This window comes from Nocardia alni (genome assembly GCF_019038435.1).
Classification (GTDB): Bacteria; Actinomycetota; Actinomycetes; order Mycobacteriales; family Mycobacteriaceae; genus Nocardia; species Nocardia alni.
In genome coordinates this window covers 1-24168 of the sequence record NZ_JAGPOX010000100.1, presented here as the reverse complement: position 1 = coordinate 24168, position 24168 = coordinate 1, and the positions used below count along the sequence as shown (strand labels likewise).

The 24168-nt window shown below is 67.8% G+C and carries 21 protein-coding genes and 1 pseudogene; 2 read left to right on the top strand and 20 right to left on the bottom strand.

Annotation, left to right across the window (positions count from 1 at the left end; genetic code table 11):
- Positions 1-2: 2 nt before the first annotated feature.
- From JZ791_RS30415 to JZ791_RS30380, 8 genes are all read right to left on the bottom strand, one after another.
- On the bottom strand, positions 3-1493 hold the full coding sequence (locus tag JZ791_RS30415) for an SCO6880 family protein (protein WP_216898999.1): 1491 nt from the start codon (positions 1491-1493) through the stop codon (positions 3-5).
- Positions 1490-2959: a hypothetical protein gene (locus JZ791_RS30410; protein WP_216898997.1), complete on the bottom strand. Its 1470-nt coding sequence runs from the start codon at positions 2957-2959 to the stop codon at positions 1490-1492. The genes JZ791_RS30415 and JZ791_RS30410 overlap by 4 nt, the downstream gene beginning before the upstream one ends.
- Positions 2960-3057: 98 nt before the next feature.
- Positions 3058-3918 (bottom strand): DUF8175 domain-containg protein, encoded by an 861-nt coding sequence (locus tag JZ791_RS30405; protein WP_254206600.1) that lies wholly within the window; start codon positions 3916-3918, stop codon positions 3058-3060.
- Positions 3915-4175, bottom strand: a complete 261-nt coding sequence (locus JZ791_RS30400; RefSeq protein WP_308163160.1) for a hypothetical protein — start codon at positions 4173-4175, stop codon at positions 3915-3917. Before JZ791_RS30400 ends, JZ791_RS30405 begins: the two co-directional genes overlap by 4 nt.
- 5 nt (positions 4176-4180) lie before the next feature.
- Positions 4181-4477 carry a hypothetical protein gene (locus JZ791_RS30395; RefSeq protein WP_067666614.1) on the bottom strand — a complete coding sequence of 99 codons (297 nt, stop codon included), beginning with the start codon at positions 4475-4477 and terminating at the stop codon, positions 4181-4183.
- Positions 4478-4608: 131 nt separating this feature from the next.
- On the bottom strand, positions 4609-5283 hold the full coding sequence (locus JZ791_RS30390; RefSeq protein ID WP_254206599.1) for a hypothetical protein: 675 nt from the start codon (positions 5281-5283) through the stop codon (positions 4609-4611).
- Positions 5280-6149: a MinD/ParA family ATP-binding protein gene (locus tag JZ791_RS30385; protein WP_216898995.1), complete on the bottom strand. Its 870-nt coding sequence runs from the start codon at positions 6147-6149 to the stop codon at positions 5280-5282. Before JZ791_RS30385 ends, JZ791_RS30390 begins: the two co-directional genes overlap by 4 nt.
- 15 nt (positions 6150-6164) lie before the next feature.
- On the bottom strand, positions 6165-7811 hold the full coding sequence (locus JZ791_RS30380) for a DUF8176 domain-containing protein (protein WP_216898993.1): 1647 nt from the start codon (positions 7809-7811) through the stop codon (positions 6165-6167).
- A gap of 889 nt (positions 7812-8700) precedes the next feature.
- Between JZ791_RS30380 and JZ791_RS30375 the strand changes: the two genes are divergently transcribed.
- Positions 8701-9612, top strand: coding sequence for a DMT family transporter (locus JZ791_RS30375; protein WP_308163159.1), 912 nt, complete (start codon positions 8701-8703; stop codon positions 9610-9612).
- 5 nt (positions 9613-9617) lie between these two features.
- Here the strand turns inward: JZ791_RS30375 and JZ791_RS30370 are convergent, their stop codons facing one another.
- The 7 genes from JZ791_RS30370 to JZ791_RS30340 all read right to left on the bottom strand — a co-directional run bounded on the left by JZ791_RS30370 (position 9618) and on the right by JZ791_RS30340 (position 18334).
- Complete coding sequence (locus tag JZ791_RS30370; RefSeq protein WP_216898990.1) at positions 9618-10361, bottom strand: SDR family NAD(P)-dependent oxidoreductase; 744 nt, start codon at positions 10359-10361, stop codon at positions 9618-9620.
- 100 nt (positions 10362-10461) lie between these two features.
- Positions 10462-11025: a hypothetical protein gene (locus JZ791_RS30365; protein WP_216898988.1), complete on the bottom strand. Its 564-nt coding sequence runs from the start codon at positions 11023-11025 to the stop codon at positions 10462-10464.
- Complete coding sequence (locus JZ791_RS30360) at positions 11022-12929, bottom strand: alpha/beta fold hydrolase (RefSeq protein ID WP_216898986.1); 1908 nt, start codon at positions 12927-12929, stop codon at positions 11022-11024. Before JZ791_RS30360 ends, JZ791_RS30365 begins: the two co-directional genes overlap by 4 nt.
- Before the next feature lie 73 nt (positions 12930-13002).
- Complete coding sequence (locus tag JZ791_RS30355) at positions 13003-13203, bottom strand: hypothetical protein (protein WP_216898984.1); 201 nt, start codon at positions 13201-13203, stop codon at positions 13003-13005.
- A 158-nt stretch (positions 13204-13361) separates the two neighbouring features.
- A complete protein-coding gene (locus tag JZ791_RS30350; RefSeq protein WP_216898982.1) occupies positions 13362-15776 on the bottom strand; it encodes a RelA/SpoT family protein in 2415 nt (804 codons plus the stop codon).
- 275 nt (positions 15777-16051) lie between these two features.
- Positions 16052-17638 (bottom strand): ABC-F family ATP-binding cassette domain-containing protein, encoded by a 1587-nt coding sequence (locus JZ791_RS30345; protein ID WP_216898980.1) that lies wholly within the window; start codon positions 17636-17638, stop codon positions 16052-16054.
- Positions 17639-17890: 252 nt separating this feature from the next.
- A complete protein-coding gene (locus JZ791_RS30340; RefSeq protein WP_216898979.1) occupies positions 17891-18334 on the bottom strand; it encodes a nitroreductase/quinone reductase family protein in 444 nt (147 codons plus the stop codon).
- A 167-nt stretch (positions 18335-18501) separates the two neighbouring features.
- Here JZ791_RS30340 and JZ791_RS30335 point away from each other — a divergent pair, with 167 nt between their 5' ends.
- Complete coding sequence (locus JZ791_RS30335; RefSeq protein WP_216898977.1) at positions 18502-18798, top strand: hypothetical protein; 297 nt, start codon at positions 18502-18504, stop codon at positions 18796-18798.
- A gap of 55 nt (positions 18799-18853) precedes the next feature.
- Here the strand turns inward: JZ791_RS30335 and JZ791_RS30330 are convergent, their stop codons facing one another.
- The 5 genes and pseudogenes from JZ791_RS30330 to secD all read right to left on the bottom strand — a co-directional run.
- Positions 18854-19270, bottom strand: a complete 417-nt coding sequence (locus tag JZ791_RS30330; RefSeq protein WP_216898975.1) for a hypothetical protein — start codon at positions 19268-19270, stop codon at positions 18854-18856.
- 123 nt (positions 19271-19393) lie between these two features.
- Entirely contained in the window at positions 19394-19966 is a 573-nt protein-coding gene (locus JZ791_RS30325) for an adenine phosphoribosyltransferase (RefSeq protein ID WP_216898973.1), read from the bottom strand.
- 82 nt (positions 19967-20048) lie between these two features.
- Positions 20049-21713, bottom strand: a complete 1665-nt coding sequence (locus JZ791_RS30320) for an ABC transporter substrate-binding protein (RefSeq protein WP_216899013.1) — start codon at positions 21711-21713, stop codon at positions 20049-20051.
- 117 nt (positions 21714-21830) lie between these two features.
- The gene (secF, locus tag JZ791_RS30315; RefSeq protein WP_216898971.1) at positions 21831-23060 is read right to left on the bottom strand and encodes a protein translocase subunit SecF; all 1230 of its coding nucleotides are present in this window, start codon (positions 23058-23060) and stop codon (positions 21831-21833) included.
- A 2-nt stretch (positions 23061-23062) separates the two neighbouring features.
- Positions 23063-24154 (bottom strand): annotated as a pseudogene (gene secD, locus JZ791_RS30310) (protein translocase subunit SecD); the annotation flags it as partial.
- Between the last annotated feature and the right edge of the window lie 14 nt (positions 24155-24168).

Sequence of the window (24168 nt, the reverse complement as noted above, 5' to 3'; positions counted from 1 at the left end):
TGTCACCCCGCCAATGCTTTCGGAATGGTCGCGTGCTCCGGAAGAATCACCCCGCACCCGAGCGAGGCCGCGAAGCCCGCCGCCTGGTAGCGGTAACACCGTCGAATCCGCAGGCGCGCCTGTGTGGACAGATCGCGCGTGATCGCCTCGATCCGCGGCAGATCGCCGCGCAGGGGCTCGGTGATCGTCACCAGGGCCCCGAAGCGGGTCACGCCGTGGCCGCGGGCCTGTTCCTCCCGGGCCTGCTGGGTCGCGCCGACCCGCAGCGTCGCCGCGGCCGAGACCACACCGCGTTCGCTCTGCTGGGCGACCAGCGCGTTCTTGTAATCGTCGTCGACGATCTCCGCGGCGTCGGCCGCCGAGTGCGGACGGTACACGATGGCGACGCGTTTGCGCGGCACTTCGGGATTCGGCGCGAGCAGACGCTGCAGCACCCGCTCGTCCACCGCGCCCTCGGGCGCGGTGTCCATCTCCCAGGTGACCGAGCGGCCGCCGTCGTGCAGGAAGTGGTCCCAGCGCTCCTCGTGCGAGATCGGGCCCGCGTCGGCCCAGTCCAGGCCGTGCCCGCCCGGTTCGCCGACCGCGACCTCCAGATCCGCCTGCGCCGCCGGATCGTACGAGCGCCGGATGAACGCGATCACCTCGTCGGCGGACATCGGCTGCGCGCGCACGCCGGCCTCGGCCAGCGCGGCGCAGATACCGGGCAGGCGGCGGCCGATCTCCACCGCCTCCTCGGCCGGATTCTTGCGACGCTCGGCGGTGGTGGCCTTGAACGTGATCGACACCCGCGGCAGCAGTTGCACACGCTCCTGCGGCAATTCGGTGGCCAGCTCGTACATCACCTGCTGCGCCAGATCGGGAGCCTGCGGGTGGGTGATCGTGGAAACCTCTGTCAGCAAACGGTTTCCGGTCTCGGGGACGGTATCGATCACCGGGATGACGGCGATGATGTCGGAGGTCTGCCCGAGCGAGGCCAGGAACGTGCCCCACGCGGCCACCCACCGGTCGATCACCGGCTGGTCCACCGCCTCGTGGCCCTGCGGCCACGCCCGCAGCACGACCGTGTACTGCCCGTACTGTGGCAGATGGATCATGCCGAAGCTGTACCCACCGGCGTCGATGCCCTCGTAGAGCTTGGACGGAGCCATCAGCCCGGGCAACCGGGCAACCCCGCCGGGGATGCGGGAGAACCGGCCGCCGCGATACACGTGCTCACCATTGCTGCGGCCGCGTAACCAATGGAACATCATCAATCCCGTCTCGTAGCCCGAGCGGCCGTTGGACCGCCACACCAGGGGAAGCATCACGACCACACCGGCCCCGGCGACGAAGAAGGCCGGTTTCGGACCGGCCACCAGCGCCGTCAGCAGCGCGGTGATGACCACCACGAAGCCCAGCACCGTCTCCCCCCAGCGCAGGCCGAAAAGTCCTGCGCTGCGGGGCTTCTGCCACAGGCCGTACGAGCGCCGCTCGTATGTTTCGGTCGTCGTCATCGTGGGATGGTGCTCCTGCCGAGGTCGGGTGAGCGGTTGGCCCAGGTGTCACCGGCGACGTCGCCCACGGCCGACTCGGCGCGCTGCATCGAGGCGGTCGTCGCACGAGCCCTGGCCATGCGGTTCATCACTCTGTTCGTTTGGGACGCTGCCGGTCCCGATCCGGTGGCCGCCGACGATGCGGCGGCAGGCGCGCCACCTCCGCCGCCTCCCCGGGGCGGTGCGGGACGCGGTGCGCCGCCGCCACGACCGCCGCCACCGGCGCCGCCCGGCGGGCGTCCGCCACGACCGCCGACGAATCCGGGCGCACCCGCTCCCGTGGTCGTGCGGTAGGACACGGCCTTGGTGCCGACCGCGCCCAGCGCCATCGCGCCAAGCACCACGCCGCCGGCGGTGGTGAAGCCCGAACCACCGCTGCCGACCAGGCCCACGGTCGGGACGATCAGGCGCATCAGCGTCGGCAGCACGAACGCGACGCTGCCCAGCAGCACGATCGCGACCAGCATGCGCTGTGCCTGATCCGCGTCCGGCAGCCCGCCGGCGGGAGTCAGGTCGCTGGTGTTGCCCGCGGTCAGGAACGCGATCATATAGACGATCGCCGCGACGGGTTTGAACAGCATGAACGCGATGATCCAGGCGATCAGCTTGTTGTAGGAGTTGCGGCCGATATTGGTACCCGAGGCCGCCGCCGCCAGCGGCAGCACACCCGCCGCGACGACCAGCATCCCTTGTCGCACAATGGCCAGCACGATCTGCGCCAGCGCGCCCAGGAGGCCCACGATCGCGATGATCAGCACCAGGCCCGGCGAAAATGCTTGTAGCTTACTGGTTTTCACCATCAGCTCGGCGATGTTGCGGGCCTGGCCGTTGGTGGCGTCCTGAATCACCCACTCGGAGAACCTGTCCGAGGCCTGCGTCCCCGCGACGATCACCGCCCCGAGCATCCAGGAGGCGAATATCACCCTGGTGAACATTCGGAACGATTCGGCCGCCTCCGCCAGGACGGCCCCGCGTCTGGCCTCGGCGAGTCTGACGCCGGACAGGATGATCGATACGATCAGCAGCAGGATCTGCGCCTCATAGGTGTACTCGTTGATCTTCTCGAACAGCTGGCCGCCGTTGCTCAGGCGCTCGTTGGGCACCTTCATCCAGAAGGTCAGCGCCATGATCAGCGCCTCGCCCAGGCCGTTCATCAACGAGTCGACCACCTTGCCGAAGGTGGAGTCCCACGCCTTGTCCCGCACCGCGGTCGCGGCATCGCCGGGATGCGTGGCGGCGTTCGCGCCCTTGCACGCGGCCGAGGCGGCAGCACCGAGCGAAACACCGGGTAAGCCAAGGTTGTTCAGGTCGTCGTAAATTTGGTTACACGTCTGGTCGAAGCCGTAGGTCTGCCCGTATGCCACCGTCGGCGTCGCAATGGTCACGGTGAAGACCACCGCGAGAATAGTGACGATTCTCCTGAGCATCTGGTTCACCCCGCCATGCGTAGAAGTGAATCGATCCGGACCTGCTATCGCAACGCTCACACTCGGTTTCCCATCACCTCGGGTCAACACTCCCGCGCTCACCATTTGGTCCACCCATCCAGCGAGTTCACAAACTCGGTCTGCGAGCTGCCGGCATCGGTCGGCTCCAGCCGCCAATCGCCGTTCTCCCACGACACCACCAGTCGTACCGCGGCCCACAGCTGCTGGCCGTCGCTCGCCGGGCCACGGGTGGCCAGGCGCACGATCGCCATATCGTCGGCGTAGTTCTCTATCTGAAACGCGTCCGGCGCCACCAGATATCGGGTGATCCGCTCGGGTTCCTGCGCGGGCAACCGCCCGGCCGAGCGGGCCGAGTCGTACGCGGCCAGCTGCGGTGGGCTGGCATTCACCTGGTGCACGTACAGATCCCGATCCCCGGGACGGGCGTTGAGCCGGTAGGCGATCTGCGCCGCCGCCAGCGCCGCACCCTGCGGGGTGTGCGAGAAACCAACGGCCAGACCGTTTTCGATATCGACCGGACCGTCACTGGTGGAGAACGGCACCGACGCGCCGTATACCCGTTGCCAGCCGTGCGGATCGGTGGTGCCCGCCGGCGCGGCGGTCAGCCAATCCCCATCGCTCGGCTTGTGCTGTTTACTGACGTCCTGCGGAAGTGGTTGTCCCGCGGGATTGTTCGGTATGTCCACCCGTCGGCCGAACAGGTCGGTCGTCGGCTCCGCGAACCCGGTGGCGTGCGTACCCGCACTCGGAGAAGGCGCCGATGCGGGGGCATTGGACGCGCTGGGGCTCGAATTGCCGTGCGTGACATACATGAACACGCCGACCACCACGATCAGTGTCAACACCGCCGCGGAGGCGATGGCACCGAACGAGATGCCGCGCTCGGAGTCGGAGTCGCGGAAGCCCTTATCCTTGTTGGCCATATCCCTCGTGGTCATGTCGGCAGCAGGACCAGCGCGATCGTGCTCGCCGAGGAGGCGACGATCGCTCCGATCAGACTCATCACGATGCCGTGCGACGCGTCGTTGACCCCGAAGCTCGAACGCATCTGCGACCACAGGCGTCCGGCGGAGACGATCAACCAGGCCAGGCAGACCAACAGAACCACCCACAGCAGCCAATCGATCAGCTTCATGAGCGGCTCGAGCACATCGGCCGGCATCTGTTTGTAGGCGAACAACAACACGGGCGCCACGCCCCTCAGGATCCGATGGCGGCGTTCATAATGGTCCCGGCGCTGGTGGCGATGATGCCACCGATCATGGCGCCGGCCACCATCTTCGGAGACTCCAGGCCGCCACCGGTCCACTTCTCCCAGGCGAACCTGCCGCCCGCGTAGGTGATGCCCAGGATGCCGGACAGCAGCACGAACCAGGTGAAGTAGCGAACCAACTTCAGCAATTTGTCCGAGGCGGGTGGCGCCTCGGGGGTCGGATTCCCGACCTGCGCGAGAACAGCGCTGTACGTCTCGTGCACAGCGAGCAGGATGGTACTCATCGAGCGTCCTTCTCCAATAGGTGAACCGAAACCAAATTCGTGTACCGGGGGTACACCGTATGTGGGGCGCAAGGGCCGCTTACCGACGCGAGGCGACGGCAGAGTGGGCACAATTGTGTCTACCATCGCATTCATTCGCTGTCCTCTTCCTTGAAATGTGAAGTGGAGCTTACCTTTTCACGTATCAGAGCAACGATCCCAGCACCGAGTGCGTCGACGTCGTGCGGAACCTCCTGCAGCGGATCGAGTTTACGTTTGCTCTGCTGCGGCGGCGGGTTGCTGGGCGACCACACCGGCAGCTGATCGGGTTCGACCAGGGTCCATTCTTCGTACCACGGCACCTGCCATACCGGCCCGGCCAGCGAGCCGACCACATCACGGTAGCGCCGGATCTCGGCCGGGATGCGGCCCGGGCGCGTGGCCACGGTGATCAGGCCGAGCACCTCGCACGTGCCGGCCAGGCCCGCGTGATGCTGGCGCAGCAGATCGTGCGCGCGGGTCAGGCCGGCGATGGTCTCCCGGGCGACCAGGATCACGAAGGGCGACTCCCGCTCGAACACGCCGGGCCAGCGCCGGTGCGAATCCGCCGCGGGCGCGAGCACATGCGCCAGGGTGCTGGCGCCCGCGCCGCCGTGCACGCCGAGCAGCCACACCAGCGGCGCACGTCCCGCGCCGGGTACGGGCCGCTCCCAGATGGGAGCGCGACGATGCTCCGGCGGGGCGACGACGCCCGCTACCCCCTGGGGCTCGTAGTCGCCGGAGGGTGTCTGCGATGGTTTGCGATTGTCCTTCATGGCCGCGGTCATGATGCCACCCCACTCAGCAGGTTGCGATACGCCCTGCGTGTGTCGGCCTCGAGTGCGTTGTGCCGCACCAGTTCTCCGCGCGCCAAGTGTGGGTCGTAGGGTATCTCGCGGATATCGCGGACCCAGCCGGTGAGATGTTCACGCAAATGGTCGGCAACCGCGGAATCGTTGCCGGACAACTGATGCGACACCACGATCGTGGTGTCGCCGACGATGCCGCCGCCCTGTCCCTCGGTCTGGCCGCCGAATTCGTCGTCCAGCCATTCCAGCGTGACGCGCAGCCGGTTCGCGGCGTCGGCACGCGCCGGGATCGCCAGAACCAGCGCGATGTCACCGTCCTCGAGCAACGGGCGCAGATGTCGGGCGGCGATGGGGCTACCGCCGTCGTAGACCGGTGTGTATCCGGCATCGGCGATGGCCCGAGCCACGGTCAGATAGGTGGCGCGGCGGCGCAGCGGGGCGGCATCCCGCCACAGCAGCCCGATACCCGAACTCGACTGGGACAGGCACTCTTTCAGCGGTGCGGGGGAATCGTCACCGCGGCCGTAGAGCCAGGCCTGCAGGCTGATCGGGCTCAGGTGCTCATCGGCGCCGCGCAGGGCCAGATCGCTTCCGGCGCTGGTGGCGTCGACGGCGACGGTCGTCGAACCCCCGGCGCCGAGTTCGGCCGCCAGGCCCAGCACCGTCGTCGTGGTACCCGCACCGCCGCAACCCCCGACGACCAGGACCGGACGCATCCCCTCGCCCTCGCTCCCGTCCTCGCGTCGGCGGCGTAACCGCACCACCGGAGCCTTGCGAGTGCGTGAGGCCGCCGGGTCGCCCGTCTCGGGTGCCTCGTCGAGCCACTGGCTCCAGTCCTGTCCCATGCGTCTGCTCTCCTCTTACCCGGCCGTGATGCCCGTGATCAGGGTGCGACCGTCCACCACCGCGGTGGTCACCGTCTGTCGGTCGTAGGTGGCGGGCGTGCCGCCGGGGCGTAGCTCGGTCACCTCCACCGAAAACCTATTCCCCCCAGCGATATTCGCAGCCGTGCTACCGGCGGCCAATGGGATGACGCGCACGCAGTACGCGGTTCCGCGCGGCACGGAGTCTATGCCGCGCTGGACCAGCGTGATCGGGGACACCGCGGCGCCCGGGGCCACGACCCGCCAGGCGCGTTCGGCGGAGCGCTCGACGTAGTAGGAGTGCTGGAACCACATGATCGCCTCGGGACCCGAATCCGTACCGCCCGGGTCGGCGCCGCGCAAGACGAGGCCCGACCGCTCGGTGGGACAGTACAGGACCCGCCCGGTGGTGGCGTCGGCCAGGCGCACCGCCGAGCCCCTCCCGCGCTCTGCGTGAGATGCGTTGCGGGAGTGGAGCAAATAGAGAGCGAACCCACCGAGGGCGGCGAGCAGCAGGACGGCCACGGCCAGGACGATCGCTATCCGCAGGCGGTTCGAGGCGCTCTGCTCGTGCAGGGTGCGCGCGGCCTGCGGGCCGGTCGTCCGCGACGTTTCGGACTCCGCCGCGCGACGGCGTTCGGCCGCCTGTGCGGCACGACCGGCGGCTTCCCACCGCGTGCGGGCGGCGGTCAGCAGGCCGCGGCGACGCCGGGGTGTCTCCGCGTCGGACCAAGTGGTCGTGCCGGACCAGGTGGTGTGACCGAAACGCTCCTTACCGCCGAGCCAGTCGTCGTTCTCGCCCGGCCATTCGTCCAGCCAGTCGGCGCGGCCGATCGGGTGGACGGGTTCGGGAGTCTCGCGCCGGGTACGCCTGCGGAAGCGGCCGCCACGTCCACCCGTGGGCGGGTCGTCCGGGTGATCTTCGTCGCCGTCCGGGTGATCGTCCTCGCGGGCAGGGTCGGACTCGGACAGGTGGTCGCCCTCGCCGTGCGGGTCCGCGTCGTCGGGAACGTTCTCGGCGTTGCCCGGCCGAGCGGCTTCGTTGTCCGTATCCGGGCGTACGATCCGGTCGGCGTCATCCTGGACGCCCTCGCCGGGATCGGCCAGCGCGACACCGGAACCGCCCGCGCTCTCACTACCGGAGGACTCGTCCGCACTGCCTGGACGACGGTCCTCGGAATGCCCCCGGCGATCCCGGCCGATCTTCGAACGACCGAGGCGGGAGTTGCCCTGCTCCTTCGCGCCCGTCGGCGCGTTCACCACATCCATATCTGCCCGATCATCGTGCGGCACGCGCTCGTCCGGCGTCCCGCCGCGTTCTTGGCCCCGCGCATCGTCGTCCGCGCCGTCACGATCCCGGGGCAGACGCACCAGTTCGGCGTCGTGCGGGGGCTCGTCCGCGGGAGGACCGTGGCCCCCCGCGACCCAGTCCGACCAGCCGCCGACGAATTCGCTACGCCTGGGACCGGCGAAGGGGACGTCGAACGGTTCGGGCTCGGTCTCGGTGATGTAGTGCGGATAGCGCGCGGCGCACCCCTGGGACAGGGTCTCTTCCAGGTCGGGGTTCGGCCGACCGTACGAGGTCGCGGCCTGGGGCTCCAGGGCGGGGAACCAGCGGCGCAGATCTTTGTACGAGTTCAACATTCCCCCGATCCCCCGGAGCCAGGCACCTCGTGCGACATGGTCGGACCCTCTCGGCGATCAGTTCGTGGAGAACGGGTAGGCGGGATCGGCGGACCGGGCCGTTGCCACGCCGCCGGATGCGACGTCGACGCGGTGAGTCCCAAACGGAAATTCTCCCGTACCTGACGAATTCGACGAACTCGACGCGCCGAGAGGGCCACTCGAGATTCCCCGGATCGCGTCGCGTGTCGCGACGATGTGGCATCCTGATGGGCGAGTAAGTCGAATGTCCAAGTGGTGCAGGGCCGAAGCAGGCAGCACCTGCGGCGAATACGCCTCCGGGCGCGCAGAGTGCCCCGCGATCCTGACCAGCATGCACCAGGTCGTGCGCACGGTCGGCATCCTGCGACCCCCTTAACCAGCTGTATGCAAGGTGCTCGGAGGGTTGCGACGGTTCGAGTTGCGCCGTGTGAACCCCGAAACGCAATAGACCGTAACAGATTCCGGCTTACCGTGCAGTGCATCCTGCATATAACAGGAAGATCCGGCGCATCCGGGCGGAGAAACCGGAAGAATACGCTGGCCGCACACCGGCAAAGCTCCCTATGCAGCAACTACCTGGCGATCACTGCCCGAAACCTGCACTGGATGAAAAGATTCAGCTAGCGCCACGCCGGACCGAGTTTTCCCACACGCCAATTGGGATGCCGCATACTTGCCATGGGTCACAAAGGCCCAGGAATCGCCCGATTCGTATTTTAAATTCTCCTACTTCACATTTGCTGATTCCTTGCCATTTCACAGGCGACTCCGGCGATATTCGCCCATCCGCACAACTTCCCCCGCCGGGCGGACGATCTTCCCCGGGGCCTCGAGCAAGTTCCCAGACATGCCAGGGCAGACTGTGGGAGTGGCCGACTTACCCCTAGCAGCCGTCGGGTGTGCGTTCATCGGTGCGGTGATGTTCGCCGTATCCGCCGTCGCGCAGCAGCGCGCGGCAGCGGACGTCCCCGAGGGTGACGCCCTGCTCGCCCGGTTGATCCGCAATCCGCGCTGGTGGGCGGGCATGGTCGGGGACGCGGGCGGGTTCGGATTCCAGGTCGCGGCCCTGGCACTGGGCTCGGTGCTGATCGTGCAGCCCATTCTGGTGACCGCGCTGGTCTTCGCGCTACCCTTGGCGGCACACTACAGCGGCCGGCGCGTCACGGCTGGGATGTGGGCGCAGGCCGGTGCGCTGTCGATCGCGCTGGCGGTATTCCTGGTCATCGGCAATCCGACCGAGGGGCATATCGACGCGCCGTGGCATCACTGGCTCGGGCCGCTGATCCTGCTGTGCGTGCTGATCGCGGCCGGTATCGGGATCGCGCTGGTGGTGAAGGCGCCGACGATGCAGGCGCTGCTCCTGGGCACCGCGGCCGGGCTACTGTTCGGCATATCGTCCGCGCTCACCGAACACGTCACCCACCTGTTCGCACACGGCCCGGTGGCGGTGCTGACAAATTGGGAGACCTACACCCTGGTCGCGACCGGACTGATCGGTTTGTATCTACAACAGCGGGCCTACCAGGTGGGCCCGCTGTCGGCCTCGTTTCCGGCCTTCACGGTCGCCGAACCGATCGGCGCGGCCTTCATCGGTATCACCGTCCTGGACGAACGCCTGCGCAGCGGCCCGATCGGCACCGGATTGGTGCTGCTGGCAGTGGCGGTGATGTGTGTCGAGGCGGTCCGGCTGGCCCGGGCGCAGGCCGTCGAGAAGCCGGCGCCCGGTGAAGAGTCGGAGTTACCGGACGCCAAACCGGCCGACGCGTCTCCGGAGCGATAGCACCGTCAGATGAAGTCCCGGCCGCCGTTCACGCCGACGGTCTGCCCGGTGACGAACCCGTTGCCGACGACCATCAGCACCGCGGCGGCAACCTCCTCGGGCGTACCCATGCGGCCGACCGGCAACTGCTCGCCGACGCCGGCGGCCTTGAGCGGCGCGGCCATCTCGGTGTCGATGGGTCCGGGCGAGACGGCGTTCACGGTCACCCCGTCGCGCCCGACGCGGGCGGCGTAGCCGCGGGTCAGGCCCTCGAGGCCCGCCTTGGACGCGTTGTAGTGCACGCCCACCGCACCGCCGATCCGGGCGGCGGCCGAGGAGATGTTCACGATCCGGCCCCAGCCCCGCGCGCGCATCCCGGGCAGGACGGCCTGGGTGCACAGGAACGCCGATTTCAGATTGGCCGCCAGCGTGCGATCGAAATCGTCCTCGCTCACCTCGGCGACATCCCGCGTGAGGGCGATCCCCGCATTGTTGATCAGGATGTCGACCTCGCCCAGCTCGCCGCGAACCTGCTCGATCATCGCGTCCACCTCGGCACTCACCGACACATCCGCACCCACCGCGATAGCTCGCCCGCCGGCTCGCTCGATTCCCCCGACGACCTCGGCGGCCTCGTCCTTGCGACTGCGATAATTCACCGCCACCGCAATACCGGCACCCGCCAGCGCCTCCGCGATAGCCCGCCCGATCCCCCGCGTGCCCCCGGTAACCAGCGCAACCCGACCGTTCACTGCGTTGTCTACGTCCATACCGTCCGACGGTAACCGCTGGAGCGCACTCCAGGTCAAGTGGATTCCGTGATCGGCTGTCACACAACCGATCACGACAGTTTCCGGGTGACGGCGAATACTAGCGAGAAGTCAGCGGTTGTGGCCGGGTGACGATCCTCACCTCGGGTGGCACGCTGGTGTCGTACCCGGTCGACTCGACGATGGCGAGCTGGAACCCGGTGACGTCCTCGCGGCCGGGAGGGCTCAGCCGCGTGCGCACATGGGCGGTCAGGACGGAGAACGCCGGGGTAAGGGCCATCAGCTCGGCGCCACGCTCGGATACCGTGAGCAGGTCGGCGACCAGGTCGTACAGCGCCTTCTTCTGCCGGGCCAGGGGAAACCAGACCGCATGCCGGACCCGCCGCTCCTCGATGAAATCGACGTCCTGCCACGCCAGCCCGGAACCGTCACGCAGCACGAACCGCGCCATCACGTGGTAATCGAGCGTAGCGGGGTTCGGGGCGAAGAACCCCCAGTGCGGCAGGACCGCGAAGAGGTTCGAGTGCGTCAGGCGCTTGAACATCTTGCCCGGATGCTGCGTCCCGAGCGTTGCGACGAGCATCGATGCCACGACCAGCCGGACCATCGCCCCCCTGCCGGAAACGTAGTGCATCGCGACGGTTCGCAGCGATCGTGCCCTCACTTCTGTCCCCCACGCATGCTCTCGATCGGCTCGGCCACGGTCGGCCACCAGCCGCTTCCCCCGTGCCGCTGTTCCGCCGGCGGGTTCGCCGCCGCCAGAAATTCCAGGATCCGGTCCGCGACCTGCACAGCGAATCGCTGGTTGGTCAGCAGACCCTGCCGATCGGCATGGGCGAGGACCGCCGACTCGCCGCGGAACCCCGCCCGGCGATGCGCGTCGAGGAGGTCCGCATCACGCGCGGCGCGTTCCGGTGATTGATCGAGGCTCTGCTGCGAGGTGATGACCAGCGCATGGCCGACCGCCTGCCCCGCCGTGGGCTCCGCCCACTCGCGCAGCACCCGCATCTCGCGGGCAGTGGCACGCCACATCCTGGCGTCGGACCATTGGGCGAACACCTGTCGCTGGTTCGGTGAGGGCAGACTGTCCAGCCATCGCGGCCGGTTCACCAGAACGCCGAGTCCGGCACGCAGACTCCACAGCACCTGCCGCGTCTCGGCGTCCTCCCGGGCCTCATCCGCGGGATCGACGTCCGGACATGGCGTATGAATCGGATCGATATAGGCCACGGTGTCGATCCGCCCCGGCAGGGACTGCGCCGCACTGCGCGCGAGTATGCCGCCGAACCCGTGGCCCGCCAACACGATTCGCCGGTCCGGGGGCACCGCCTCCGCGAGCAGGTCCGCCAGATCGCCGGCCGCCTCGCTCAGTTCGAACCGCGCGCGGGCATATCGCCTGCTCGCGCCGTACCCGGCGCGCGAATAACTCAGCACGCCGCAGCCGCTGGTCTCGGCGAGCCGATCGATCAGCCAGGAGAAGTGCTCCGGCGTCTCCGCCCGGTCCGAGAGCAGCACCACCACCGGGGAGCCCTCGTCCCAGTCACCGACGGCCTTGTACTGCAGGCGATTTCCGCACCGAGTGGTCATGGTCTTGGATTTGGGCCAGCCGTCGAGCACCTCCAGCCGTTTACGCACCGCCAGCGTCCCCGCGACCGCGCCGGCGGCCAGTACCGCGCCGAGGGCCACACGCACCACTCGATCGTCGCGGTCCGCCACCGCGTGATGGGTGCGCGGCGTCGTGGTGTAGGCCAGCATCGGATACATCGAAGGGAATGCGGTCAGGAATCGCCCGAGCCCCATGGTGACACCGTTGACGAGATGGAATCCCAGACCGGTCGCGAGCACCGGCCGGGTCAGCCGGCCGCGCGCGGCAAAGATCAGGGGAAATGCGCACTCCCACGCCACTGTGGCGTGGGAGAGATACCGTGTGGCCCGCGGATGCCGCCGCATCACCGCGTACAGGCCGGGATGGCCGTAGGCACGGGTGCGCATGATCCCGCTCAGCGCCGACCCGCCGCGCCACTGCTCGCCCAGCAGTTTGAGCGTGCCCGGCACGCAGTACGCCAGGGCCGCCTGTATCGACCCGTACCACAGGGCGGCATCGCTCGCCTCGGTCGTGCGCGACAGGCGTGCGGTCGCCGCGACCGCGTGAGTGATGGTGGCGACCTGGTCGGATCCGTCGCTGCCGTACCGATGCCGCGGGCTCAGCACGATCGTGCCGAGTGCGAGGAACGCATTACCGTATCCGCGCCAACGTCCCTGGCCGGGGAGCAGAATACACACGCCGACAACGACTCTCGCGCAGTGCAGGGCGACGGTTCGGCGCTCGGTGCTCACCGCCTCCAGAATCCGGCGCTCGATCGCGCCGCGGCCGAGCGTGGTCTGCCGCACGATATTCCAGTCGTTGACGCCGCCGGCGCCGAATTTGTCGCGGATGACCAGATGTTCCAGCGACGAAGTCACCGTGGTCGCCGCGGCCAGCCGCTCGGACACGGCCAGCGCGCGCTCCCGTGATATCGGTGCGGCGCCGAATACGAGCGACCGCACCGCTGTGGTCAGTTTTCTCACCGTACATTCCCCTCGGGATGCCTCCCCGGGACGCGGTGGGCGGCCCGGAGAGGTCTGTCAATGAATCCTGGTGCTACATGAAGCACACGTCGTTGACATGCAGGCACTGTGCCTGCCCCTTGGTGATGTTGAGCAGATCCATCAAGATGCTGCGCTCATCGCCGGCCTGCGGGTGGCCGTACGCGCGGTAGGCGGCGTCGGCCGAACCGAGATCCAGCTGCTCGTTGAAGTACGACGACACCCCGGCAGTCCGGACCATGGTTGCGCTCTGCATTGCGATTCTCCTCGAATTACCTTGTGCGGCCGCCGGATCGGCGTGCCGTACCACAAAGGATCTGTCGAGGACCCGGACCGGGACAATCGGATTCGGGCGCACATCCCGCATCCGCGCATGTCCCGGCCGGGGAAGACCCGTCCGGACCGGATGCGCGGTTACGCCGCCGAGGTCACCCGGTAGACGTCGTACACGCCCTCCACATTGCGGACCACGTTCAGCAGGTGGCCCAGATGCTTGGGATCACCCATCTCGAAGGTGAACTTGCTGATCGCTACGCGGTCGCCCGAGGTCATTACCGAGGCGGACAGGATGTTGACCTTCTCGTCGGCGAGGACCTTGGTGACGTCGGATAGTAGGCGGGTGCGGTCCAATGCCTCGATCTGGATGGCGACCAGGAAGATCGAGGACGGTGAGGGCGCCCATTTGACGTCGATGATCCGCTCCTGCTGGGCCTGGAGCGAGTCGGCGTTGGTGCAGTCGGTGCGGTGCACGCTCACCGCGCCACCACGGGTGATGAAGCCCATGATCTCGTCGCCCGGCACCGGGGTGCAGCACTTGGCGAGCTTGGTCACGGTGCCCGGAGCGCCGGGAATCTCCACCCCGGCGTCGCCCCCGGTGCGCTGGCGCAGCGGCAGCGTGGAGGGCGTACTGCGTTCGGCGAGTTCGTTTTCCACGTCGCCGACGCCGCCGAGCTGGGCCATCAGCCGCTGCACGACGGTGTGGGCGGAGACCTGACTCTCCCCGACCGCCGCGTACAACGCGGAGATGTCGGTGTAGTGCAGTTCGTGGGCCAGCGCCGTCATCGCGTCGACGCTCATCAGGCGCTGCAGTGGCAGGCCGGAACGACGGACCTCCTTGGAGATCTGCTCCTTACCCGCCTCGAGAGCCTCCTCGCGGCGTTCCTTCGCGAACCACTGGCGGATTTTGGCCTTCGCGCGTGGCGACACGACGAAGTTCTGCCAGTCGCGGCTCGGCCCGGCGTTCTGCGCCTTGGAGGTGAAGATCTCGACGACCTCACCGTTCTCCAGCTGGCGTTCGAGTGCGACGAGGCGGCCGTTGACCCGGGCGCCGATGCATTTGTGCCCGACCTCGGTGTGCACGGCGTAGGCGAAATCGACCGGGGTCGACTTCTGCGGCAGCGTGATCACATCGCCCTTCGGGGTGAACACGAAGATCTCGGGCGATTTCAGATCGAAGCGCAGCGACTCCAGGAACTCGGCCGGGTCGGCGGCCTCACGCTGCCAGTCGAGCAGCTGACGCATCCAGGCCATATCGTCGACCTCGGCGATATCGCCGGAGTGCTTGCCCTTGGTCTCCTTGTAGCGCCAGTGCGCGGCGATGCCGAACTCGGCCGTGCGGTGCATGTCCTGGGTGCGGATCTGCACCTCCAGGGGTTTACCGTCCGGACCGACGACGGTGGTGTGCAGCGACTGATACACCCCATAGCGCGGCTGGGCGATGTAGTCCTTGAAGCGCCCGGCCATCGGCTGCCACAGCGAGTGCACCACGCCGACCGCGGCATAGCAGTCGCGCACCTCGTCGCACAGGATGCGGATGCCGACCAGATCGTGGATGTCGTCGAAGTCCTTACCCTTGACGATCATCTTCTGGTAGATCGACCAGTAGTGCTTGGGTCGGCCCTCCACCACGGCGGTGATGCGGCTGGTCATCAGCGTGTTGACGATCTCGGCGCGTACCTTGGCCAGGTAGGTGTCGCGCGAGGGCGCGCGGTCGGCGACCAGGCGCACGATCTCGTCGTACTTCTTGGGGTGCAGGATGGCGAAGGCCAAATCCTCCAGCTCCCATTTGACCGTGGCCATACCGAGGCGATGGGCAAGCGGCGCAATGACTTCCAGCGTCTCGCGAGCCTTCTTGGCCTGCTTCTCCGGCGGGAGGAAACGCATGGTGCGCATGTTGTGCAGGCGGTCGGCGACCTTGATGACCAGGACGCGGGGATCACGCGCCATCGCGATGATCATCTTGCGGATGGTCTCGGCCTCGGCGGCGTTGCCCAGGTTGACCTTGTCCAGCTTGGTCACGCCGTCGACCAGGTGAGCGACCTCCTGGCCGAATTCGGCGGTGAGCTCGTCGAGGGAGTAGCCCGTATCCTCCACCGTGTCGTGCAGCAGGGCGGCGACCAGCGTGGTGGTGTCCATACCCAGCTCGGCCAGGATGTTGGCCACGGCCAGCGGGTGCGTGATGTACGGGTCGCCGGACTTGCGGAACTGGTGGGCGTGCTTCTCGTCGGCGACGTCGAAAGCGCGTTGCAGCAGTTGCAGATTGGCCTTCGGATACAGCTCACGATGCACGGTGGCCAGCGGCTCGAGCACCGGCTTGACCGCGGCGATACCGCGCTGACCTGTCATCCGCCGGGCGAGGCGCGCACGCACCCGCCGCGACGCAGAGGTCGACACGACCGCGGGACTGCCCGGCTGACGCGGCGGAACCGCACGCGGCGCGGGCTCGGCGGGTTTACCTGCCGGCGACGGGGCGGACTCGGCCTGCGCCGGTGCGACACGATCATCAGCGTTCGGTTGCTCGGCACTCGCCCGTTCCAGATGCTGAGTCATGTCACCACCTCTCCCGACTCGACCGGAACACCCTATCCGATGGGTTCCACCGGCTCAGACCACCAACTTTAATCCGCATGTCCGACACACGCCTATTCCCAGGTATTCCGTCCGTTTCCGGCCTCGTCACCGTTGGTTTCCCCCGTCAGCGGTAGCCGACACCCGAGACAACGTCCCAGGGGCATCAGGAGTTCCCGATGCTACCCCGGAGCGGCCGCGCCGCTGAGCTGGTCGCGCGACCTGCCTCCTCGGTCCGCGCCCGGACGCGCCTCGGCTCACTCCTGCTCGAGCAGGCCTTCCGCCGTCAGCTCGACTCGACGGGTGCACCCGATGTCGTCCAGGAAGCGCTGATCGTGGCTGACGACGATCAGCGCACCGGCGAACCCGCTCAGCGCCTCGGTCAGATGCGCCAGGCTGGGCAGGTCGAGGTTGTTGGTCGGCTCGTCCAGCAGCAGTAGCCGCGGCGCGGGATCGGCCAGCAACAGCATCGCCAGGGCCGCGCGCAGCCGCTCCCCGCCGGACAGCGCGCCCGCCGGCACGTCGGCGTCCGTGCCGCGGAACAGGAACCGGGCCAGCTGCGCGCGCACCTGCTCGGCCTGGGCATGCGGGGTGGCCGCCGAGACGTTCTCGAACACCGTGCGCCGCTCGTCGAACACGTCCAGGCGCTGCGGGAGCATCCGCCACGGCACCTTCGGCGGCTCCGCCGCGATCCGGCGCAGCAGGGTGGTCTTGCCGACACCGTTGCGGCCGGTAAGCGCGATCCGCTCCGGGCCGCTCACCCGCAACGTCACCACGGGACCGTTGGCCAGGCGCACCTCGCGCAGATCCATGACCTCCTGTCCGGGATACAGCCGGGTGCCGGGCAGCTCGACGCGGATTTCCCGGTCGTCGCGCAGCCGCTCCTGAGCCTGGGCCAGGCTGTCCTGCGCCTGTTCGACCTTCGCGATGTGATTGCCCCGCAGCTTGCCCGCCGACACTTCCGCCTGGCGTTTGCGGTTGCCCATCACGATTTTCGGCTCGCGCTTCTGCTCGTACATCTTCTGGCCGTAGCGCCGGCGGCGGTCGATTTTCGTTCGCGCCTCGACCAATTCGCGGGATTGTTTACGAACATCGCTGCGCGCGTCGCGAATCGCGGCCCGGGCGGCCTGCTGCTCGGCCTCGATCGTCGCGGAGTAGGAGTCGAAATCGCCGCCGAACAAACGGATCTCGCCTTGGCGCAGCTCGGCGATCGCGCCCATGCGGTTGAGCAGATCCCGGTCGTGGCTGACGATCAGCGCGGCGCCGGGGAACTCATCGATCACCGCGTAGAGTCGCCCGCGCGCGGCCTGATCCAGATTGTTGGTCGGCTCGTCCAGCAGCAGCACATCGGGTTCGCGCAGCAGCTCGGCGACCAGGCCGAGCAGAACGGTCTCCCCGCCAGAGAGGGTATCCAGGCGGCGATCCAGTTGTGCCACACCGTCGGCCACGTATCGCAGGCCCAGGCGCCCCAGCAGGGCAACGGCGGACTCCTCGACGTCCCACCGGCTGCCGACGATCCCGAAATCCGCCTCCGCGCCGGCGCCGGACTCGATGCGATGCAGCGCGCGCCGGATCTCGGCGATACCGAGCACCTCGTCGACCCGCTGCCCGGCGGCCAGCCCCAGATCCTGACGCAGATAGCCCAGCCGCCCGCCGATGGTGATCGAACCGCGCGCGGGCCGCAGCTCGCCGTCGATCAGCCGCAGCAGCGTGGATTTGCCCGCGCCGTTGCTGCCGACCAGGCCGAGATGACCGGGGCCAAGGACCGCGTCCAGACCGTCGAAGACAGGTGTGCCATCGGCCCAGGCGAAGGTGAGATCGGACAGCGAAATAGTCGTAGGCATATGCATGCTCCTGAGAGTTCGCGAGAATGCCACGCGCGATTGCGGGCGGCTCGGCGGTCATCTCAGAAGAGCAACGGCTACTCCGATCAACGGGAATAAGACGTCAACAAAGTTAGCCAACAAAATGAGACCGCGCAAGGAGATTTCCCTCCTCGCGCGCCCCCTGCTCATCGCCGTTCCGACGTATCCACCGGAACCCATCGCGTAACAATGAATTCCCGTCAAAGGCGTGCGGGAACGACGGCAGCTCGCTCAGTTGATCCGGAATACCGGGAAGCCGGGTGCTATATCGGCCAGTTGCTCGTCGGTCGCATCGGCGGTGACGCCCTCGAAGAAGCGGCCGACCTCCCAGCCCCACTTCTTCAGGTAGAGCCGCAGCACCGGCGTCTTGTCGGCGTCGGCCAGCTCGGTCACCGTGATCGGCTCGGCCTTACGGCCCAGCCGCAGCTCGCCACCCCCGGCGACGCGGATGTTGCGCACCCATTGGGTGTGCCCGCGCGGCGCGACAAGGTAGCGCGAGCCGTCGGCGTCGACCAGGAGGTTCACCGTGGTGGTACGCCATTCCCCCGACTTGCGACCCCGCACGGCCAGCAGGCGCGAACCGGCCACGCTGATCCCGAGCTTGGAGACCAGATTCATCGCCTTGTTGAAGATCGCGTCGCCGCCGGACGGGCCGATGTTGCGGGTGGCGTTCATGATGACTCCTTGCTTGTGAGCACTGCTCTCTGTTGTGAATACGAGTCTGCACCACGGATGCGGACAAGTCAAGAGCACTGCTCTCAATTCTGGAGACGAGGCCCACGACGCCGGAATATTCAGGTGATGTCCAGTTTGACCGGGTCAGTAGCGGGCACGTTCTAGGCATGTACCGATATCGCACCTCCCGCGGCGTGAGTTCGGCTGCGGCACTGATCAGCTGGGTGGGCGCCATCTTCGCGCTCATCGAGGTGGTCTACATCGTGCTGCAACTGTTCAACGCCAACCCGGGAAACAAGTTCTTCACCTTCATCAGATCGCTCGCCGAACCGCTGGCCCTGTTCTTCCCCGGCCTGTTCAACATGAGCAACCACGACCTGAACGTGATCATCACATACGGTCTGGCAGCAGTGTTCTGGCTGATCGTGACGGGCTTCCTGGCCCGGCTGGTCGCCCGGGTCTAGCTCACGACTCGGCTCGGCTCCGTCGTGCGCTGGACGCGCCGACCTGATGGTTCGCTCAGGAACGCTGGTCCGGGGTGAGGAACTCCAGCCGATGGTGCTGGAGGAATTCGAACGCAGCGGCCCAGCGGCCGGTGAACACGTCCTGCTCGTGCCCGACATGGTGCACCGACGCGTCTCCGACAAGCGGGTTCTCACAGAGAATCTCAGCGTCGTGCCGCCCCTGCGGCACCGGACCGCTGTCCAGGTGCACCGTGCCGTCGCGCCCGACCGGCCGCCACGCCGTCTGGATCCCACCGGCGTCGATTCGGCAGGACTGCCCGGGCTTCTCGCCCGACACCTGCGCCGTGATGGTCTTACCGCCGTGCACATCGGCCGACGGCGACGCCGACGCGGTGGAGGCGCCGACGAGGAGCACCCCTCCAGCAGCGACGGCAACGGCGGTGGTGACGCTGGTGCGCTTCGATCGACTCATAGCGTGATACTGGCCCTGGCTCCCTGTGATTTCACTGAGTACTCCATCCGGGCGGCGCTCCCCTGGCCGCCGAGGCGAGAGCCTATAGCCCCGCCACCGCCCGCACAACCGGATGCGCCGGATTCACAGGCGCACAATCGAAGTCACCGGATACTCGCCCTGACGCTCGCGCCCGCCCAGGAAGCTCAATTCGAGCACCACCGCCGCGGCCACCACCTCGGCGCCGGCCTCGGCGAACAGGCCGGCCGCCGCCGCGAGCGTGCCGCCGGTGGCGAGCACGTCGTCCAACAGCAGCACCCTGTGGCCGCGCAGATCGATGCCGTCGGCGGGTATTTCCAGTGCGGCCGAACCGTATTCGAGAGTGTATTCGCGGGACAACACCGGCGGCGGCAGCTTACCGGCCTTGCGCACCGCGACCACCCCGGTGCCGAGCGAGGCCGCGACGCCCGCGCCCAGCAGGAACCCGCGTGCGTCCACCCCGGCCACCAGATCCGCGTCCGGGGCGCACGCGCCCAGCGCGTCGATCAACGCATGGAATCCCCCGGCGTCGGCGAATACGGGGGTAAGATCCGCGAAACGCACGCCAGGGGTAGGGAAATCGTCGTGCCATCGGGTCAGCCGCTCGACCGCGTCGGCCGCTCGTGCAATGCGCTCGCTCAATTCCTGCTCCGACTCGACCATTCCATGCTTACTCATCTACACCCACCACACTCTCTCATCCAGCACTCCAGAACACCTCGTCAGGACACTCGGGCGGTTCGCGCGGATACCCGACGAGTCAGCCCTTCAGATACACCCAGCGATCCATATTCCACCCCGCACCGGCCTTGGTGGGGTTCACGATCCCACCCTGCATACCGTCGCCGAAGGCGATGGTGCGCGGCGTGTCGAACAACGGGATCGTCGGCATGTCACCCCACAGCAGCCCTTCCGCGTCGGTGTCGTAATTGAGCACGTCGGACGAATTGTCATCTGCGGCAAGCTGATCCGCGAGCGTATCGTACCGGCCGTTGCTGTAGTGCCCGAAATTGAGGCCCTGTCCGGTGTACAGCGCCGCGGTCGTACCCCTGTCCGTCAGAGATCCGGCCGGGCCGGGCGCTCCCGCGGTACTGCCCAGCACCGCGTCCGCGGCGGTGCCCAGCTGAGTCGGGACGAATGTGGGTGAGCCCGCGTCCACGACGTTGATCCCGGCCGCGTGGCAGGCGGCGGCGATCATCGCGACCGTCTGCGCTCGCCGGTCGTCGGGCGCGCGATAGCCGATGCGCACAATGGGATTCGTCACCCCAGCCGCGCTCAGGGCCTGCTGCGCCGCACCGGCGTCTCCGGTGCGGTACTTGGCGGCGGGGCCCACGATCGGCCCGTAGTAGACCGAATCCGCCTGCACCGTCCGGGAATTGAGCGGCCCCGTACCCAGACCGGACTGCTCGGTGAAGCCCGGATGGCCGAGCTTGTCGAACAGCGCCTGACGCGGGACGCACAGTGCGAACGCGCGGCGAGCGTCGGCGGAGGCGAAGACGCCGCCGGTGGACAGCACCAGTTGCTCGGCGCCGCGCCCGGGCACCTGATTCACCGTGAACCCGCCCATACTCAGGTCCTTCACCGAGCCCGCACCGACGTCGATGACGCCGATCGCCTTGTCCGACACCTTCTGCTTCACATCGGTGCCCTTGGGCCACAAGACGATTCGAGGCGTCAGGGCCTTGTTGCCCCACCACTTGTCGTTCTGCACCAGCACCAGACCGTCGGTGGCGCTGTACGAGTCGATCCGGTACGGGCCCGAGGACACGAACAGCTTCGGGTCCACGTTGCCGGGCTTCAGATCCCATCCGGTATTCCAGAACTGCGCGATCTTGGCCATCATCGCCGGATCGGCGGTCTGCACCGCGGTGACGATATTCGGCACGCCCACGGCCTGCGCGAGGGTATGCGCGGGCATCAGTTCCGAGGAGTTGAACAGGGTCTGCCACGGGACGTAGTGATGCTCGGGCCGGAACGCCACCGTCGCGTCCTTGGAGCCCGGCTGGCAGTCCACCCGCTCGATATCGGAGTATCCGGAGGTCGAGGCGGCGTCGAACAACGGCACCGGATCGCCGTTGGGGCCGGGTTTGGTGAAACGCCCACTGCGCGCCGCCCATTCGAGCACCAGATCGTCGCACGTGGTCGGGGCGCCGTCGGAGTAGACACCCTCCGGGTTGAGCCGGTACTGGATCGTCTGCGACTGTCCCGGAACGGGTTTCGCGGTGCCGTAGTCGGTGTCGGCGACCGGCTGCCCGTCCGGGCCGGTGTAGAAGAATCCGGTCAGCACCCGCGAGAACAGTGCCGCCGCACCGCCGTTCGCGCCGAGCGTCGTGCCGCCGTTGTAGCTCGACGGCACCGCGTCGACCGCGTAGCCGATGGACGGGATCTTGTTCTTCGCCGAACACCCGGCCAGCGCACCGGTCATCAATGCCCCGGCGGCGAGTATCGCGAGTGTGGAACGCAGGATTCGGTGATTACGCAAGCTTCCTCCGCTGTTCGCTGCGCCACGCGGGAGCCGGGCCCCCGCGTGGTCACCGTCGGATCAGTGCCGCCGCTTCTGCCGCTTGCCGGTCGGACGCGCGCCGGGACGCGGCGCCGCACCCGGTTCGCGCTGCTGACGCAGCGGCGCGGTGGGTGCGCCCGAGCCCGCGGATACGCCCGAGCCGCCGAGGGAGGCCGCGCGCCGCGTGGCCGCCTCGCCCGCCCGGTCTCGCGCCGCGCCGGATCGCTTGGCCAGCACCTTCCTGGTGTGCGCGGCCACCGGCCCCCAGGTCTCCTTGAGCGTCACCAGCAGCGGCACCGCGAAGAAGATCGACGAGTACGCGCCCACGATCATGCCGACCAGCTGCACCAGCGCCAGGTCCTTCAGCGTGCCCACGCCCAGCAGCCACACCGCGATCACCAGCATGCCGACGATCGGCAGGATGCCGATCACGGTGGTGTTGATCGAGCGCATCAGCGTCTGGTTGGCCGCCAGGTTGGCGAATTCGGCGTAGGTGCGGTTGGTGCGGTGCAGCACACCGCGGGTGTTCTCCTCCACCTTGTCGAACACCACGACGTTGTCGTACAGCACGTAGCCCAGGATGGTGAGCAGACCGATCACCGCCGCAGGGGTCACCTGGAACCCGACGATGGAGTAGATGCCCGCGGTGACGACCAGGTTGAAGAACAGCGACGCGATCGCCGCGAGCGACATGTCCCGCTCGAACCGGATGCTGATGTAGATCATCGTCAGCAGCACGAACACCACCAGCGCGATGATCGCCTTACGGGTGACCTCACCGCCCCAGGTGGAGCTGATCTCGGCGATGCTGATCGCGTTGCGGTTGACCGCGCCGGTGGAATCCTTCGGATGGAACGCGTCGAACAGCGCGCCCTGCACCTTGTCCTGCTGATCGGAACTCAGTGTGTCCGAATTGATCTCGTACGAGGCCGAGGAGCCGGAGCCGACCTTCTGCACGCTCACCGGGGCGCTCCCGAGAGACCGGGCGTACACATCGGAGACCTGAGTGGTGCTCACCCCTGCGGCGGCGGGCAGGTCGATACGGGTGCCACCGGCGAAGTCGATGCCGAGGGTGAATCCGCGCAGCCCGATGCTCAGCCCCGCGATCACGACCAGCACCGCGGCGATCGCGTAGTACAGATTGCGCCGCCCGACGATGCGGAACCCACCGGTACCGGTGTAGAGCCGCTCGAAGAACCCGTGCTGAGGCGTTGCGGTCGCCACCTGGTCGTCCACGGTCTCCGCTTCCATGACAGGAGTATCGCTCATCGTCACGCCTCCTTGCCCACGAGCACACCGGCGGCGGCCTTGCGTTCCCGGGCGTATTGCGCGATCGCGCCCAGCCCGTTCACACTCGGTTTCGCCCAGAACGGCGAGCGCGAGGCCAGCATCATCAGTGGCGAGGTGACCAGGTAGAGCACGATCACGTCGAACACGGTGGTCAGGCCGAGGGTGAAGGCGAAGCCCTTCACCTGCCCGGCGGCCAGGATGTACAGCACCGCCGAGGCGATCAGGCTGACCGTCTTACCGGACAGGTTGGTGCGCTGGGCGCGCGCCCAGCCGCGCGGCACCGACGAGCGGAAGCTGCGGCCCTCGCGCATCTCGTCCTTTATTCGTTCGAAGAACACCACGAAGGAGTCCGCCGTCATACCGATACCGATGATCAGACCGGCGATACCGGCGAGGTCGAGGGTGAAGCTGATCCACCGGCCCAGCAGCACGATGACGCCGAACACCGCGAAACCGGAGGCGACCAGCGAGAATCCGGCCAGGAATCCGAGCATCCGGTAGTAGAGCAGGCAGTACAGCAACACCGCGATCAGGCCGACAGCACCGGCGATCAGACCCGCGCGCAGCGAGGACAGGCCCAGCGTCGCGGACACCGTCTCGGCATCCGAGGTCGCGAAGGACAGCGGCAGCGAGCCGTATTTGAGCTGATTGGCCAGATCCTTGGCGGCGGTGGCGGTGAAGTGGCCGGTGATCTGCGTGGAGCCACCCAGCTGCGGGCCCTGCTGCACCACCGGGGCGCTGACCACCCTGGAGTCCAGGGCGAAGGCGACCTGCCGGTTGACGTAGTCACCGGTGAGCTTGGCCCAGGGGTCGGGGTGCTTGAAGGTCAGATCGACCTCCCACTGCCCCTGCTGCTGGTTGAGGGAGGCGCTGGCGTCCTTGATGTCCTGGCCGTCGATGGCGCTGGGGCCCAGCAGATAGGTGCCGGTGCCGTCGGTGGAGCAGGCGACCAGCGGCAGGGTCGGATCGTCGTTACCGGCCAGCGGGTCGGGCTTGGTGCAGTCCAGCATGCCCAGGGCCAGCTGCTGGATCTGCGGGTTGGTGCTCTGGCGCAGCTTCTTGGCGGCGGCGATGGCCGTCTCTTATA